Source organism: Veillonella rogosae JCM 15642 (assembly GCF_002959775.1).
Taxonomy (GTDB): domain Bacteria; phylum Bacillota; class Negativicutes; order Veillonellales; family Veillonellaceae; genus Veillonella; species Veillonella rogosae.
Map to the genome: position 1 here is coordinate 86148 of NZ_PPCX01000007.1, position 14194 is coordinate 100341.

Below are 14194 nucleotides of genomic sequence, written 5' to 3' on the forward strand. Positions count from 1 at the left end.
TATTTGTGACTATTTTAGAACAAGCTGCACAAGTGCTTCATGAGGAAGCTCGTGCTATAGAAGAATTAAGTTCTCGTTTGGATCACAACTTTGTAAATGCTGTAAATATGATTTTGGCTTGTAAGGGCCGTGTAGTATGTACAGGAATGGGTAAATCTGGTCATATTGGCCGTAAAATTGCGGCTACATTGGCAAGTACAGGGACTCCAGCATTATTCATGCATCCTGGTGAAGGCGTACATGGTGATCTCGGTATGATTACAGAAGATGACGTAGTATTAGCCTTTTCTAATAGCGGTGAAACTGGTGAAATCATTAGTATTTTGCCTTCCTTGCGTCGCATAGGTGCAAAATTAATCTGCGTTGTAGGGAAACCGGATTCTACATTAGCTAAGAATTCCGACATCGTATTGTTGGCTGAAGTAGAACGTGAAGCCTGTCCACTAGGATTAGCGCCTACTACAAGTACTACAGTTGCGTTGGCTCTAGGCGATGCATTAGCTGTATGCTTATTAGAGCGTCATCATTTTACACCGGAAAACTTTGCTGTATTCCATCCAGGTGGTTCTTTAGGTCGCAAGCTATTGCTGACTGTGGAAAATATCATGCACGGTGGTGAAGATAATCCTACTGTATTTAAAGGTGCTACTGTTCGAGATGCACTCTTTGTAATGACAGAAAAAGGATTGGGCGCTACTAATGTAATTGATGAAGAAGGTCACTTATTAGGTCTTGTTACTGATGGTGATGTCCGCCGTGGTCTTGATTCTGGCAGTAATTTCTTAGAATGGCCTGTGGAGGATATGATGACTGCTATGCCTCGCACAATTACTAAGGACAAACTGGCTGCTGAAGCTCTTCACTTGATGGAGAAAAATCAACCACGTCCAATTACTGTACTACCTGTTGTAGATGGTAATAATGTATGTCTTGGCATTGTTCATATTACGGATTTATTGCGTAGAGGCATTGTATAATGAATATTCAATGGATTGTTCTCGATGTGGATGGCGTTTTATCTGATGGATCTCTCGTTTATACATCGAGTGGAGAAGAGCTGAAATCTTTTTCTGTAAAAGATGGCTTGGGCTTAACAGCGGCTCGTAAATCAGGGATTAAACTCGCAATTATTACAGCTCGTATTTCTCCTATGGTTGAGCGTCGTGCTAAGGAGCTTCACTTTGATACACTCCTTATGGGCCATGCTAATAAAACAGAAGCATTAAGAACTCTCTGTACAGAACATCAAATCGACTTAAAGACGATTGCATACATGGGAGATGACCTCAATGATTTGGGGGCTCTTCAAATAGTTGGTTTACCAATGGCGCCAAATAATGCGGTACCAGAGGTAAAACAATTAGCAAAATTTATTTCTACTGTTAATGGCGGTCAAGGTGCCGTAAGAGAAGCTGTAGAGTATATCTTGAAGAATCAAGGATTATGGGAAACTGTCGTAGCAGACTATGCACGAGAGGCCCATGCTCATGGACAATAAAGGAGGTGGGCAGAATGAATAACGAATGGCAATACCATTTAGTTAAAGGCATTAGCTGGCTTGTTTGCCGACTGCCGTACAGGCTCATTTTGCTCATAGGCGCTAGTTTAGGTCCTGTATATGGGCTAATAGCGAAGAAGCAAAAACTTAGAGGTATTAAAAATATCAAAATTGGCATGAACATGAATGATCAAGAGGCAGAACAACTCATTGATAAGTTGTTCAAAAACCTTGGCCGTAGTGTTATGGAAGTATTGTACATGCCAAACCTTACAAAATCCTTTATCGATGAACATATTGAAATGCGTGGTGTCGAATATTTAGAAGAAGCCATCGCAGAAGATAAGGGTGTTATTGTTCTTACTGGACATGTAGGGAATTGGGAATGGATGGGCGCTGCTATGGCGGCTCATGGATACCCATCTACTACAATTGTTAAGAAACAACCAAATGCTCAATTTACACGTCTTATGAATGAGTATCGTGAGATGGTAGGACTTGATGTATTTGCTAGTGGTGGCAACGAAATCGTTTCCGCTGCAAAGGCCTTAAAGAAGAAAAAACTGCTTGGATTCTTAGCTGACCAAGATGGATATATACATGGTTTACCGGTTCCGTTTTTAGGTCAAGACTCCTCAGCGGTTATTGGGCCGGCTACATTTGCGAAAAAATTTGGTTCGCCTGTAGTTCCGATTTTTGCATCTCGCAAGCCTGAAGGTGGGCATATTGTTCACATTTTACCAGCATTGCATTATATTGAAACTGGTGATGAAGATGCAGATATGTATCGCCTAACTGAGGAATGTGTACGCGTTACGGAAGACTTCATCCGCCAGCATCCAGATGAATGGCTTTGGTTCCAACATCGCTGGATGACTAAGATGGATCAAATTATTGATTATGATAAGAAGATAGCTGCACGGGAGAGGGCACATGAAAAACAATAAAAAATTAATTGCCATTGTGGCCGCTATAGTGCTGGCTTTAATTGGTCTTATCGTATACATTATGAAAGACTCTAATGAGGTTACTACCACTCAAAATCCAAGTGGTCAACTCGTTAATTTCCAAGGCGCTGACCTACAAGAGGAAAAAGATGGCAAATTAGTGTGGGCCTTATCAGCTGAAAAGATTGAATATGACCCACGGACAAAGGCCATCGTTTTGACTAACTTGAAGGGTCTTTTCTATCAAGATGATGTGACTACTACTATTACAGCTCCTCATGCTGTATTGACGGGTGATCGCAATTCTCTTGATATCGACCAAGGTGTTACAGCTACCAATACGGAAGGTGCAGAATTTAAAACAGAAGCCCTTCACTTTGATAACAAAACGAAAACATTGACATCTAAGTCGGCTTTTACTTATAACAGTAAGGATGTAACTCTTACAGGAGATAAGCTTGAAGGGAATATGTCTTTGAAAATTATTAAAGCCATTGGCAACGCAAAATTAACGAAGAAGTAATTGAGGGGAAATATGATGAATAAGAAAAAACAGATTGGTATGGCTATTTTGGCTGTGCTCATGACAGCATCTGTTACAGCTTGGGCTGCAAATGATCCATTGACTATTAGCGCTGATATATTGTCTTATGATGGTAATACAGGTCGTGCTGATGCAACTGGTAATGTTGTTATTACTCAAGCGGATAAAACTATGACTGGTGCCAATGGTTGGTACAACACAAAAACTCAAGAAGCGAGTCTTGAAGGTGGTGTATCTTTGATTGGTTCTGATATGGCTATGTCTGCCCAATCAGTTCACAGTTACAACAATAATAAATTTACTGCTAGTGGTGGTGTTCATTTACAACGTGGTGATCGCCAAATTTTTGGTGATAGTGTGGAATATAGTACTGATTCCGAATATGGTCTCGTTAGTGGTAATGCTCGATTGATTGCTGAAGGTACAACATTGACAGGTGATCAAGTAGAAGGCTGGCTGAAGGAGATTCGTGCAGTAGCACAAGGTAATGTAACTTTCAATAATCCTGAAAGAAATGTATCTGGTTCTGCAGACCGAGCTACATACACACAAACACCTAACCAAAATGATGGTGTTGTACTCTTATCTGGTTCTGCTCATGCCGTTCAAAATGGGAATGTGCTAAATGCGCCAGAGCTTAGAATTCGTCTAGCTGATGATTCTGCTGAAACATTAGGTGGCCGTAGTACGCTCATCATTGTTCCGAATAAATAAGGATAGTATATGTATATAGAAACCAAAAACTTAGTTAAAACCTTTAGCGGGAGAAACGTTGTAGATGGGGTAAGTCTACGCGTTGATAAAGGGCAAGTTGTAGGTCTATTAGGTCCTAATGGGGCCGGTAAAACTACGTCATTCTATATGATTGTAGGTATTGAAAGACCAAGCTCGGGCATCATTACCGTTGATGGCAAGGATATTACAAATATCCCTATGTATAAACGGGCTGCTGAAGGTATTGGATACCTACCACAAGAGGCGTCAATCTTTAGATCTATGTCTGTAGAGGATAATATTCGTGCTATGCTACAGACTACGACGAAAACATCTGATGAGATTGAGGCTATTGTGGAATCGTTAATTGAAGAATTCCATATCGGTCATGTTCGTGATCGCATGGGGATGCAATTATCTGGTGGTGAACGACGTCGTGTAGAAATTGCTCGTTGTCTTGCACTAGAACCTAACTTCATCCTTTTGGACGAACCCTTTGCTGGTGTCGATCCAATTGCAGTAGCGGATATTCAACAAATTATTTTACATGTTAAAAATCGAGGTATAGGTATCTTGATTACAGACCACAATGTGCGTGAAACATTGGGGATTGTAGATAAAGCCTATATTTTGAGTAGTGGCAAAATCCTCCTAGAGGGTACTCCTGATGAAATCGCAAACGACCCAATCGCTCGCGAACATTACTTAGGGGATAACTTTAAATTATAGGAGGGACTATGAGATTATTAGACAAATATATTTTAAAAGCCTTCGTAGGCCCATTCCTATTTGGGGTATTTGCTTTTACCAGTATTTTTATTGGTACAGGCACATTATTTAGAATTGCTCAATACATTACTGAATATGGGGCACCATTATTGCTTGTTATGAAAGCCTTTGTCTTGGCCTTACCAAGTATTGTTATCTTAACATTCCCTATGTCAGTACTCTTGGCGTCTCTTATGACCTTTAGTCGTTTGAGTAGTACTAGTGAGATTGTAGTTATGCGTGCCGGTGGCCTTAGCTTCTTGCGTCTTGCGATGCCGGTATATATCATTGCTCTTATGATTTCTATTGGTGCGGTAGCATTTAATGAATTTGTCGTACCTCGTACAAACCATATGTATCAAACTATTGTACGGGAAGAAATCATGAAAAATGCGACTCCTCAAACACAAAATCACATTGTGTTGAAAGCGATGAATGGCGATGAGTTAGGTACATTAATGTATGCAAAGAGCTACAATGCTGAGACTAAACAGTTGTCTATGATTACGGTGCAACAGTTTGGAGAAGGTGGCAAACTACAGCAAGTTGAAAATGCTGACACTGCTATCTGGAATGGTCAGTATTGGGTAATGCAAAATGGTATTATCTATGACGTATCTGCTGGAGATGGTGTAGAACGAACTATGAAGTTTAAGGAACAATCTTTACCGATTAAATCTGCACCAAAAGATATTCAGCAAGATCAACGCAAACCTGAAGAATTAACAATTAAGGAGTTGCGTCATCAAATTAAAGCATATAAGGCAGCATATACTAATGCTAATAAGTTGGAAATGGAAATGTACCAACGTTTTACAATTCCTCTTGCTAGCTTTGTCTTTGCTTTAGTAGGTGCACCACTAGGACTTCAAAAACAACGTTCTAGCTCATCAATCGGTTTTGGTATTAGTATTCTAATTATCTTTATCTACTATGGTGTAATGACATTTGCCGGTGCTTTAGGTAAAGGCGGAGCGATGCCAACTGTATTAGCTGCATTAATACCTGATACATTAGGTATCATCGCAGGCTTATATTTAAATTGGCGCGTATCGAAGTAACCTGTGATAAAGAGATAAACTAGAATTAGGAAATCTAGTTTTAAAATTGAATTGAGGATTGTAATCTTATGAAAGGAGGGACTCGATGGTAGTAGGTGTTAAAATCTTAATAATTATTGCCCTTATGGGTGGTCTAATAGCCTACATGGGAGATAAGTTAGGCACCAAAGTTGGTAAGCGTCGCATGTCCCTCTTTGGATTACGACCTAAGCATACATCGATTATTGTTACTATTGTAACGGGTCTACTAGTTGCCGCTGCTACAGTAGGTGTTTTATCCTTTACATCTCAAAGTGTGCGAACTGCATTGTTTGGTATGGACCAATTACGAGCGGATATGAAACATCTTAATGAAGAGGTTGCTGCAAAGACACAAGAGCTTATCCGTGGTAAAGCCTTGCTTGAACAAAATAAGCAAGAGCTTGAGGAGCGAATGGCCGAGATAGAACAAATTCGTCGCGAAGTAGAAGTTACAAAAGCTGAATTAGCTAGTGCTCAAGCTGCTAAAGATGCTACTGAAGCAGAACTTGCATCACTACAATCATCTTATGCAGAGGTATCTAAAAAGTTAGCTGATCTTGAGGCTACTCGAGCTAAGATGGAAGCCCATATAAAAGAGCTACAAAATACACAAGAACAATTGCAAAATGGCATTATTCATCTGCGGGAAGGGACAATACTATTCCAAGTAGATCAATTATTAGCCCAAGCTGTTGTTCGTCCTGGATTGAGTGCTGAAGATAGTAATGCGACTATCAAGCATATTATTGATGATACTAATCAGTTAGTATTGCGACGTCTTGGTATAGAAGATCAAGGACAAGCTGTAGTCTATGTTGATCGTCAAAATATTGAGGTAGCAACTCAAAAGTTAATCGACTCTAAGACACCAATGGTTGTTCAAGTTGTAGCGGCAGGAAATATTATTTCTGGTGAACCTGCAGTAGCGCTTATCCAAGTGTATCCACAACAGTTTATCTATAAGAACAATGAAGTTATTCACTCTACTGTTATGGATGGTGGTAGCAATGCTCAAGCCTCTATGCTTCAATTCTTGAAACAAGTAAATGAAAAAGCAAAAGCCAAAGGTATTATCCCGGACTCTTTATCTGGGGATATTGGGACCATACCAGGCGATGATTTATTTACTGCCATTAGGCGTGTCAGCACAATGCATGGCAAGGTTCATGTAGAGGCTTATGTAGATGGCGATACGTATTCTTCTGGTCCTGTACATCTTAAATTACGTATTACTCAAATGCCTGCTTTAAATGATAGGGTAAAAATGCAAACGAATTAATATAAGTATGTTGGTTTCATACATTATAGTAGAGAAGGTCTTATGTAAATTTTTACATAAGACCTTCTTTTTATGTTAAAATATAACTACTGTATTTACAAAGAGGATAGTTAAATGACTGAAAATACATATATTTTGGCAGTAGACCCAGGTAATGAAAAAACCGGTGTTGCTATTGTAACACCTGATGGATCTATGGTATGTCGGAACATTATTTCTACGAAGACCTTCAATGATGATATTGAACGTCTACTAACAGAATATTATGGAATCGTTCATATTGTATGTGGGAATGGTACGAATCATAAACATTTATATCCATCTCTTCAACAAATTGGACGTAATCATAAAATCACTACAAGCTTAATCGATGAATCTCATAGTACAGAAGAGGCGCGTAAATTATATTGGAAATATAATCCGCCTACAGGATGGCGTAAGTTTCTTCCTACATCTATGCAGTTTCCACCTGAACCTGTAGATGATTTAACGGCGCTTGTAATTGGCTTACGCTATACAAAGCAGTTGGCTCAAAGTAAAATCGAAGTAAAAGAAGCGACGATAAGCTCTAGTGAGTTAGAAGAAAAACGATTACATGCTATGGAGCAGTTATACGGAAAAGGAGAAGTACATGACAAGTGAGACTTCAACGCGTAACTGGTCAAACCTTATTATGCGTTGTGTAATGATGATTTTAGGGGCCTTTATCTATACGGTGGGCTTAGATTTATTTTTAGTACCCAATAGCATCATCGACGGTGGTGTAGTTGGTATTTCGTTGATGGCTGCGGAATTATCTGGTATATCCTTTAGTATTTTCGTAGTACTTATCAATTTACCATTCTTGTATTTAGGATATAAAGCAATCGGTAAAGGGTTTACTTTATCTACATTGTTTTCCATTGTCTGGATGGCTATATTCTCCAACTTTGCTCATGATTTTACACCTATTACGACAGATCCATTTTTAGGTTCTATCTTTGGTGGTATAATCTTAGGTATTGGTGTAGGCCTTATTATTCGTAATGGTGGCTCTTTAGATGGCTCTGAAATCGTAGCTATTATTTGGGATAAGAAGTCTACTTTCTCGGTAGGTGAAATCGTAATGGCTATGAACTTAATCATTCTTGGGGCAGCCGGCTTTGTCTATAGCTGGAATAGTGCAATGTATTCTTTAATTGCTTATTTCATTGCCTATAAGATGATTGATGTAACCATTACAGGTCTTGAAGAATCTAAAGGTGTTATGATTATTACTGATGCGGATAACTCTAAAGATATTGCAGATGCATTAAATGCTAATCTTAACCGCGGTGTTACAATTATGTATGGTGAAGGTGGTTATTTAAAACAACCGAAGCATATATTATACTCTGTAGTAACACGTCTTGAGATTACAAGATTAAAGGATACCGTTTATGAAGTCGATCCAGCTGCGTTTATTACCATTCAAGACGTACACGATGTCTTTGGTGGAAGATTTACAAAAGGTGGTCATTAAGGGGATAATATGAGTAATAAATTAGGTAATACAATAATAAAAGAAATTCTAGATTGGATTTACGCCATCGTGTTAGCGTTGATTATTGCTATGGTAATTCACATCTTCTTGATTCAACCAACACGTGTATCTGGTGAATCTATGGATGATACATTGCACAATGGCCAATATTTAATCGTTACAAAATGGCACCATATCATGAATGAAATGCCAGATTACGGTCAAATTGTTATCATCGATAGCCGTGTCAATCGTGCTCGTACTTGGGTAGATGATGTGAAAGAGCCATTGATGAATTACGCATCTGTTTTTAATAAAGCTGCTCAAACTAATGATGTATGGGTAAAACGCGTTATCGGTCGCCCTGGTGATGTATTAGAGTTTAAAGATGGTCACGTATGGCGTAATGGGGAACAATTGCAAGAGCCATATACTAAAGATCCTAAAATGAACTTTACTCGTTCTACGCCTGTAACAGTCCCAGAGGGGCATGTATTTGTAATGGGGGATAATCGAAATCACTCTAGCGATAGTCGTTTTATCGGTCCTGTACCTGTAGAACATATTTTAGGATTTGTATCCTACGCAATTTAATAATGGTAAAAGCCTATCTATTGATGTAATTGATATGTACCCCCTTTACTGGACAACCAGTAAAGGGAGTACATATCAAATAACATTGTAGATAGGCTTTTTTGTTAAAATTACGATGGCCTTACAACATTGTAAATGGTTTCTAGTAGTATGCATTAGTATATAACGTTATATAAAGTAGATTAATGATTTGAAAGAAGAAAATATATTAAATAAAAGCATTGAATCGTACATTTATAAATAGAAGTATTTATTGCAATACAGATAAATTAGAAAAATTAATTAATGATAAGTGTTGATTAGATGAAAAAGCAGAAAAAAATAAGTTTAAGAAATGAAATTGTGTAAAATTTAATTTTGAGAAATGCAGTAAAAATCTATGTTTATGAGATTATTTTTATTCATGAATGAAATTTCATCAAATTTAGTTGTATAAAATGCTTTACAAACTTTTTGAGTGGTGGTATATTCACATCACAGAAGGACGACACCACAAAGTGGTTGATCTAAGATAGGTAATTAGTAGAGGAAACGTGGACACTCCTAATAGATCTTTAATAGTGATACTACATATGTAGTGAATGTCTTCTGCGAATATATATTCTTATATGAAAAGAAAGAAGGAATTCATTATGAAAAAACAATTTGCTACAATTTTAGCAGCAACAGCAGTATTAGGTGTAACAACAGCGTTCGCTGCAAACCCATTCTCCGATGTAACTCCAGATAGCTGGGCATACCAAGCAGTATCCCAATTAGCACAATCCGGTATCGTTAATGGTTACCCAGATGGCACTTTCAAAGGCCAAAACAACATCACTCGTTACGAAATGGCTCAAATGGTAGCTAAAGCAATGGCTAACCAAGACCGTGCTAACGCAGAACAACAAGCAATGATTAACCGCTTAGCTGATGAGTTCTCTAACGAGTTGAACAATTTAGGCGTTCGTGTATCTCGCTTGGAAGACCGCGTAGGTAATGTAAAAGTAACTGGTGATATGCGTATTCGTCACCAAGGTTCTGAAGATAGCGGCGTTTACTCCGATGGTAAATCCTTAACAGATGGCCGTGCACGTGTACAATTCAACGGTAAAGTAAATGATAAAACTGAAGCAGTTGTTCGTGTAAAAGGTAACTATGAATTTGGTGACTCCACAAAAGGTGCTGATGCAAAAATCGATCGTGCTTATGTAGATCACAAATTTGGTAATCATGTATCCGCTAAAGGTGGTCGTTTCCAACAAACAATTGGTAGCGGTTTGATGTACGATGATACATTCGACGGTGCTCAATTAAATGTAGGCAACGATAAAGTTCAAGTACAAGGTGCTTACGGTTACATGGTAGACGGCGCTGCTGCAGGCAACTCCAAATCTGATAACCCTTCCGTAGCTTATGTAGGTCTTAAAGGTAAAGTTGGCCAAGAATCAACAGTTGGTGGCTTCTACTCCAAATTATCTAGCGGCAACTTAAATCACAACGGTGCTACAGTAACTTCCGATAGCCAAGACGTATACGGCTTCAATGCGGACTTCCGTAAAGATAAAGTATGGGTTGGTGGTGAATGGTTGAAAGCATCCAACGTAAATGACTCCCAAGCTTGGACAGCCGGTGTTGGTTATGGCAACTACGACATCGCTAAAAAAGGTACATGGGATGTAAAAGGTCAATACTTCAACCAAAAAGCCAACGCTCCAATCGTAAGCTCCACTTGGGATCAAGCATATGACTTAACAAATACATCTAATGGTTACAAAGGTTACATGGCTAGCGTAGACTACGCAGTACAAGATAACGTAGGCTTATCTGCTGGTTATGGTTTTAACTCTAAAGACCAAAGCGGTAAAGATCTTTCCGATTTCTACCGTGCAGAATTAAACTACAAATTCTAATTCCCTCACAAACAAAAAAAGGCTTCTTAGGAAGTCTTTTTTTGTTGCATAAAAAACTTATTTATTATCTTTTGTATATAATAGTATATATATAGTAAAATAAATACATATATAAGTAGAGTTAGATTATCGAATAAATTAGTAGTTCACAGTGTTGTTGGCACAATATATTGTATGAGGTATTTATGAACCGTTTTGCATAAAACCTTTAATAGATTATTAATAATGTATTTATTGATTAGTATTACTTAATAATTACAGTGATAAACAATCTCATTTAAGTCAAAGCTAGATAAATTTAATAATTTTATTGAAAAAATTTATGCCTCACAAAACTAGATATTATCTAAATTTGAAGGCATTTTAAATTATAAAATTTTTATAATGAGAATGAAATTGAGAAAAAAGGGTTTACACGAAAATTTGGTTATGCTAATATCACCGTACAAGAGATAACAAACACATGAAACGAAGAACTTCGATGTAGAATGTGGCGAGGAAACGTGGACACTCCCAGAAATTCTTAATCTGAAGAACAGAGTAGAATGTGAATGTTATAACTTGTAACATTTTATATTTCTATTTTTTTCAGAAAGAAGGAATTCAACTATGAAAAAACAATTCGCAGCAATCTTCGCAGCAACAGCAGTTTTGGGTGTAACTACTGCATTCGCAGCTAACCCATTCTCCGACGTAACTCCAGATTCTTGGGCATACCAAGCAGTTTCCCAATTGGCTAACGCTGGTATCGTTAACGGTTACCCAGATGGCACTTTCAAAGGCCAAAACAACATCACTCGTTACGAAATGGCTCAAATGGTAGCTAAAGCTATGGCTAACCAAGACCGCGCTAACGCTGAACAACAAGCTATGATTAACCGTTTGGCTGATGAATTCTCCAACGAATTGAACAACTTAGGCGTTCGTGTAGCTCGCTTGGAAGACCGCGTTGGTAACGTAAAAGTTACTGGTGATGCTCGTCTTCGTTACCGTGATGCTGAACATGCTAAATCCAAATTCGACGCTCGTGCACGTTTGCAATTCAACGCAAAAGTTAACGATCGTACAGATGCAGTAGTTCGTGTAGCTTCTGACAACTTCGAATTGGGCAACTCTGAAAAAGGTTCTAACGTAGGTGTGTCTGTTGATCGCGCTTATGTTAACCACAAATTCGGTGAACGCGTATCCGTTAAAGCTGGTCGTTTTAACCAAGTTCTTGGTGGCGGTTTAGCATTCGATGGCACATTCGACGGTGCTCAATTCAACGCTGGTAACGATAAAGTAAACTTCCAAGCAGCTTACGGTTACATGGTATCTGGTGACAATGGTATTATCGCTGGTGCAACTACTAACAAATTAACTAAAGATGCTAACGTAACTAATACTTACCTTGGCTTGAACGGTAAAGTAGGTAAACACACTATGGTAGGTGGTTTCTACAATCGTGTAAACCAAGATAGCTCTAATGGTTACAAAAACATCTACGGTTTCAACGCTGACGCTAACTTCGACAAAGTTTGGGTAGGCGGCGAATGGTTGAAAGACTCCCATGTTGACGACTCCACTGCTTGGACTGCAGGCGTTGGTTATGGTAACTACAACATCAAAAAACAAGGTACTTGGGATGTAAAAGGTCAATACTTCAATGCAAAAGCTAGTGCTCCAATCGTAGATACTACTTGGAACCATATCTACACTACTGATGCTAAAGGTTGGATGGCAACTGTTGACTACGCATTGCAAAACAACGTTGGCTTGTCCGCATACTACGGCTTCGACTGGAAAGACCAAGACGGTAAAGACAAATCTGACTTCTATCGTGCAGACCTTAACTACAAATTCTAATTTGATAGTTATCAATACAAAAGAGACTCCTTCGGGAGTCTCTTTTTTTGTGCGTAAAATATATAGAGCTATGTGAAATTGATATATAAGACTTTTTATTGTGCTATTTATGTTTAACCTTTTGATACTCATGATGTACGTAAAACAATTTTGGGGTTTATTTATTAGTAAGGTTAAATAATGGGTTATAGGACAAAAAGTGTTGCTGTTAATGCCGATGGAACTAGTTAAATACTAGCTCCATCGGCATTTTATCTTTTTGAGTAACTTTTACATATAGGACAAAAAGTGTTGCTAAAAAGTCGGAAACCCCTTGATTTTACTGACTCAAAAAAGGTTTTATCTTTCTAAAGAGATATATTTTTTAGAAGGAGTATAATTATGAAACTAGTCAGATGCCCTAATTGTGGTTTCGTCTGTAAGAGAAATGGTAAAACAAGTGCGGGTTCTCAACGTTGGTATTGTAATCAATGTTCTTGCTCATTCACAAATAAAGTGAATAAAACTAATAATAATTTACAGATATTTTTGGATTGGTTATTTGGTAAACACACACAGTTAGATATGGCTGGCGATGGACGTTCATTTCGTAGAAAAACATCACAGTTTTGGGAGCTTTGGCCATTACCACCAAAAGTTGAATCATCAAGTAGTGTGGTATTTGTTGATGGTATTTATTTAGCTAGAAATGCTTGTATTTTAATCTGTTGTAATGAGACGCATGTCTTAGGCTGGTATGTTTGTAGATATGAGCATTCTAAGGCTTGGGAGGCTTTATTACGACGTATTTCATCACCTATAGTAGTTATATCCGATGGTGGTACCGGCTTTCAAAAGGCATTAAAAAAAGTTTGGCCGAAAGCCAAACTACAAAGGTGCTTATTTCATGCATTTCAACAAGTAAAACGCTATACAACAATACGTCCTAAAACGATTGCTGGTTGTGAGTTATATGGAATTGCAAGGGATTTATTAACAATACACACGCAAGATCATGCTATGAAGTGGGTACAAAACGTTATGTCATGGAAAGTACGACATAGGGTATTCCTATCAGAAATAACAGTTGATGAAAATGGTACGATACGACCTAAACATGAACGACTTATAAAAGCAGAAAATTCCTTAGTTAAATTGATTAACAAAAGATGTTTATTTACTTACTTAGATGCATCGTTAACATGTACCTGCCCAGCTACTAATAATCGTATAGAAGGTGGTGTAAATGCTCAGTTACGCACTATGTTACGTAATCATAGAGGAATGTCTATTGAAAGACGAATAAAAGCGGTGTTCTGGTGGTGCTATATGCACTCACCAAACCCGCTTTCTAATGCAGAAATACTTAAGGTTATGCCGACCAACAAGAGTATTTCTGATATATATCATACCATACATGAACAATCTAGGTTAGAAGCTTCTATTCCGACTTGGGGTGATGCTATTGTTTGGAGTGATTTGCATAATTATGATTGCCTATTTACCAATCTTTGGGACTAAAATAGCAACACTTTTTGTCCTATAACCCTA

The 14194-nt window shown here is 38.1% G+C and carries 14 protein-coding genes; all 14 read left to right on the forward strand.

The genetic code is table 11. From position 1 onward, the window contains the following. Window positions 1-5 precede the first annotated feature (5 nt). The 14 genes from VRHSUH09_RS03785 to VRHSUH09_RS03850 all read left to right on the forward strand — a co-directional run bounded on the left by VRHSUH09_RS03785 (window position 6) and on the right by VRHSUH09_RS03850 (window position 14164). Complete coding sequence (locus VRHSUH09_RS03785; protein WP_054747801.1) at window positions 6-977, forward strand: KpsF/GutQ family sugar-phosphate isomerase; 972 nt, start codon at window positions 6-8, stop codon at window positions 975-977. Then, window positions 977-1498: a KdsC family phosphatase gene (locus VRHSUH09_RS03790; RefSeq protein ID WP_105081433.1), complete on the forward strand. Its 522-nt coding sequence runs from the start codon at window positions 977-979 to the stop codon at window positions 1496-1498. Before VRHSUH09_RS03785 ends, VRHSUH09_RS03790 begins: the two co-directional genes overlap by 1 nt. Before the next feature lie 14 nt (window positions 1499-1512). Continuing rightward, window positions 1513-2445, forward strand: a complete 933-nt coding sequence (locus VRHSUH09_RS03795; RefSeq protein WP_054747803.1) for a lysophospholipid acyltransferase family protein — start codon at window positions 1513-1515, stop codon at window positions 2443-2445. Continuing rightward, window positions 2432-2968 carry an LPS export ABC transporter periplasmic protein LptC gene (lptC, locus tag VRHSUH09_RS03800; protein ID WP_009352718.1) on the forward strand — a complete coding sequence of 179 codons (537 nt, stop codon included), beginning with the start codon at window positions 2432-2434 and terminating at the stop codon, window positions 2966-2968. Before VRHSUH09_RS03795 ends, lptC begins: the two co-directional genes overlap by 14 nt. A 12-nt stretch (window positions 2969-2980) precedes the next feature. Beyond that, complete coding sequence (locus VRHSUH09_RS03805; protein ID WP_105081434.1) at window positions 2981-3703, forward strand: LptA/OstA family protein; 723 nt, start codon at window positions 2981-2983, stop codon at window positions 3701-3703. Window positions 3704-3712: 9 nt separating this feature from the next. Continuing rightward, entirely contained in the window at window positions 3713-4432 is a 720-nt protein-coding gene (gene lptB / locus VRHSUH09_RS03810; protein WP_105081435.1) for an LPS export ABC transporter ATP-binding protein, read from the forward strand. A gap of 8 nt (window positions 4433-4440) precedes the next feature. Next, window positions 4441-5532: an LptF/LptG family permease gene (locus tag VRHSUH09_RS03815; RefSeq protein ID WP_105081436.1), complete on the forward strand. Its 1092-nt coding sequence runs from the start codon at window positions 4441-4443 to the stop codon at window positions 5530-5532. An 85-nt stretch (window positions 5533-5617) separates the two neighbouring features. Beyond that, a complete protein-coding gene (locus VRHSUH09_RS03820; protein ID WP_105081437.1) occupies window positions 5618-6832 on the forward strand; it encodes a DUF3084 domain-containing protein in 1215 nt (404 codons plus the stop codon). A 114-nt stretch (window positions 6833-6946) separates the two neighbouring features. Beyond that, window positions 6947-7474, forward strand: a complete 528-nt coding sequence (locus tag VRHSUH09_RS03825; protein WP_054747809.1) for a RuvC family protein — start codon at window positions 6947-6949, stop codon at window positions 7472-7474. After that, complete coding sequence (locus VRHSUH09_RS03830; RefSeq protein WP_009352688.1) at window positions 7464-8333, forward strand: YitT family protein; 870 nt, start codon at window positions 7464-7466, stop codon at window positions 8331-8333. Before VRHSUH09_RS03825 ends, VRHSUH09_RS03830 begins: the two co-directional genes overlap by 11 nt. A 9-nt stretch (window positions 8334-8342) precedes the next feature. Beyond that, complete coding sequence (gene lepB, locus VRHSUH09_RS03835) at window positions 8343-8927, forward strand: signal peptidase I (protein ID WP_105081438.1); 585 nt, start codon at window positions 8343-8345, stop codon at window positions 8925-8927. 632 nt (window positions 8928-9559) lie between these two features. Then, window positions 9560-10819 (forward strand): S-layer homology domain-containing protein, encoded by a 1260-nt coding sequence (locus tag VRHSUH09_RS03840; RefSeq protein ID WP_054747811.1) that lies wholly within the window; start codon window positions 9560-9562, stop codon window positions 10817-10819. 609 nt (window positions 10820-11428) lie between these two features. Then, window positions 11429-12664, forward strand: a complete 1236-nt coding sequence (locus tag VRHSUH09_RS03845; RefSeq protein ID WP_054747813.1) for a putative porin — start codon at window positions 11429-11431, stop codon at window positions 12662-12664. 381 nt (window positions 12665-13045) lie between these two features. Next, a complete protein-coding gene (locus VRHSUH09_RS03850; protein WP_105081111.1) occupies window positions 13046-14164 on the forward strand; it encodes an IS256-like element ISVesp1 family transposase in 1119 nt (372 codons plus the stop codon). Window positions 14165-14194 lie beyond the last annotated feature (30 nt).

What these genes read in the sequence shown, in the direction of transcription:
- VRHSUH09_RS03790 (WP_105081433.1), top strand. Translation starts at nt 977, where the DNA reads ATGAATATTCAATGGATTGTTCTCGATGTGGATGGCGTTTTATCTGAT.
- VRHSUH09_RS03795 (WP_054747803.1), top strand. Translation starts at nt 1,513, where the DNA reads ATGAATAACGAATGGCAATACCATTTAGTTAAAGGCATTAGCTGGCTT.
- lptC (WP_009352718.1), top strand. Translation starts at nt 2,432, where the DNA reads ATGAAAAACAATAAAAAATTAATTGCCATTGTGGCCGCTATAGTGCTG.
- VRHSUH09_RS03805 (WP_105081434.1), top strand. Translation starts at nt 2,981, where the DNA reads ATGATGAATAAGAAAAAACAGATTGGTATGGCTATTTTGGCTGTGCTC.
- lptB (WP_105081435.1), top strand. Translation starts at nt 3,713, where the DNA reads ATGTATATAGAAACCAAAAACTTAGTTAAAACCTTTAGCGGGAGAAAC.
- VRHSUH09_RS03815 (WP_105081436.1), top strand. Translation starts at nt 4,441, where the DNA reads ATGAGATTATTAGACAAATATATTTTAAAAGCCTTCGTAGGCCCATTC.
- VRHSUH09_RS03820 (WP_105081437.1), top strand. Translation starts at nt 5,618, where the DNA reads ATGGTAGTAGGTGTTAAAATCTTAATAATTATTGCCCTTATGGGTGGT.
- VRHSUH09_RS03825 (WP_054747809.1), top strand. Translation starts at nt 6,947, where the DNA reads ATGACTGAAAATACATATATTTTGGCAGTAGACCCAGGTAATGAAAAA.
- VRHSUH09_RS03830 (WP_009352688.1), top strand. Translation starts at nt 7,464, where the DNA reads ATGACAAGTGAGACTTCAACGCGTAACTGGTCAAACCTTATTATGCGT.
- lepB (WP_105081438.1), top strand. Translation starts at nt 8,343, where the DNA reads ATGAGTAATAAATTAGGTAATACAATAATAAAAGAAATTCTAGATTGG.
- VRHSUH09_RS03840 (WP_054747811.1), top strand. Translation starts at nt 9,560, where the DNA reads ATGAAAAAACAATTTGCTACAATTTTAGCAGCAACAGCAGTATTAGGT.
- VRHSUH09_RS03845 (WP_054747813.1), top strand. Translation starts at nt 11,429, where the DNA reads ATGAAAAAACAATTCGCAGCAATCTTCGCAGCAACAGCAGTTTTGGGT.
- VRHSUH09_RS03850 (WP_105081111.1), top strand. Translation starts at nt 13,046, where the DNA reads ATGAAACTAGTCAGATGCCCTAATTGTGGTTTCGTCTGTAAGAGAAAT.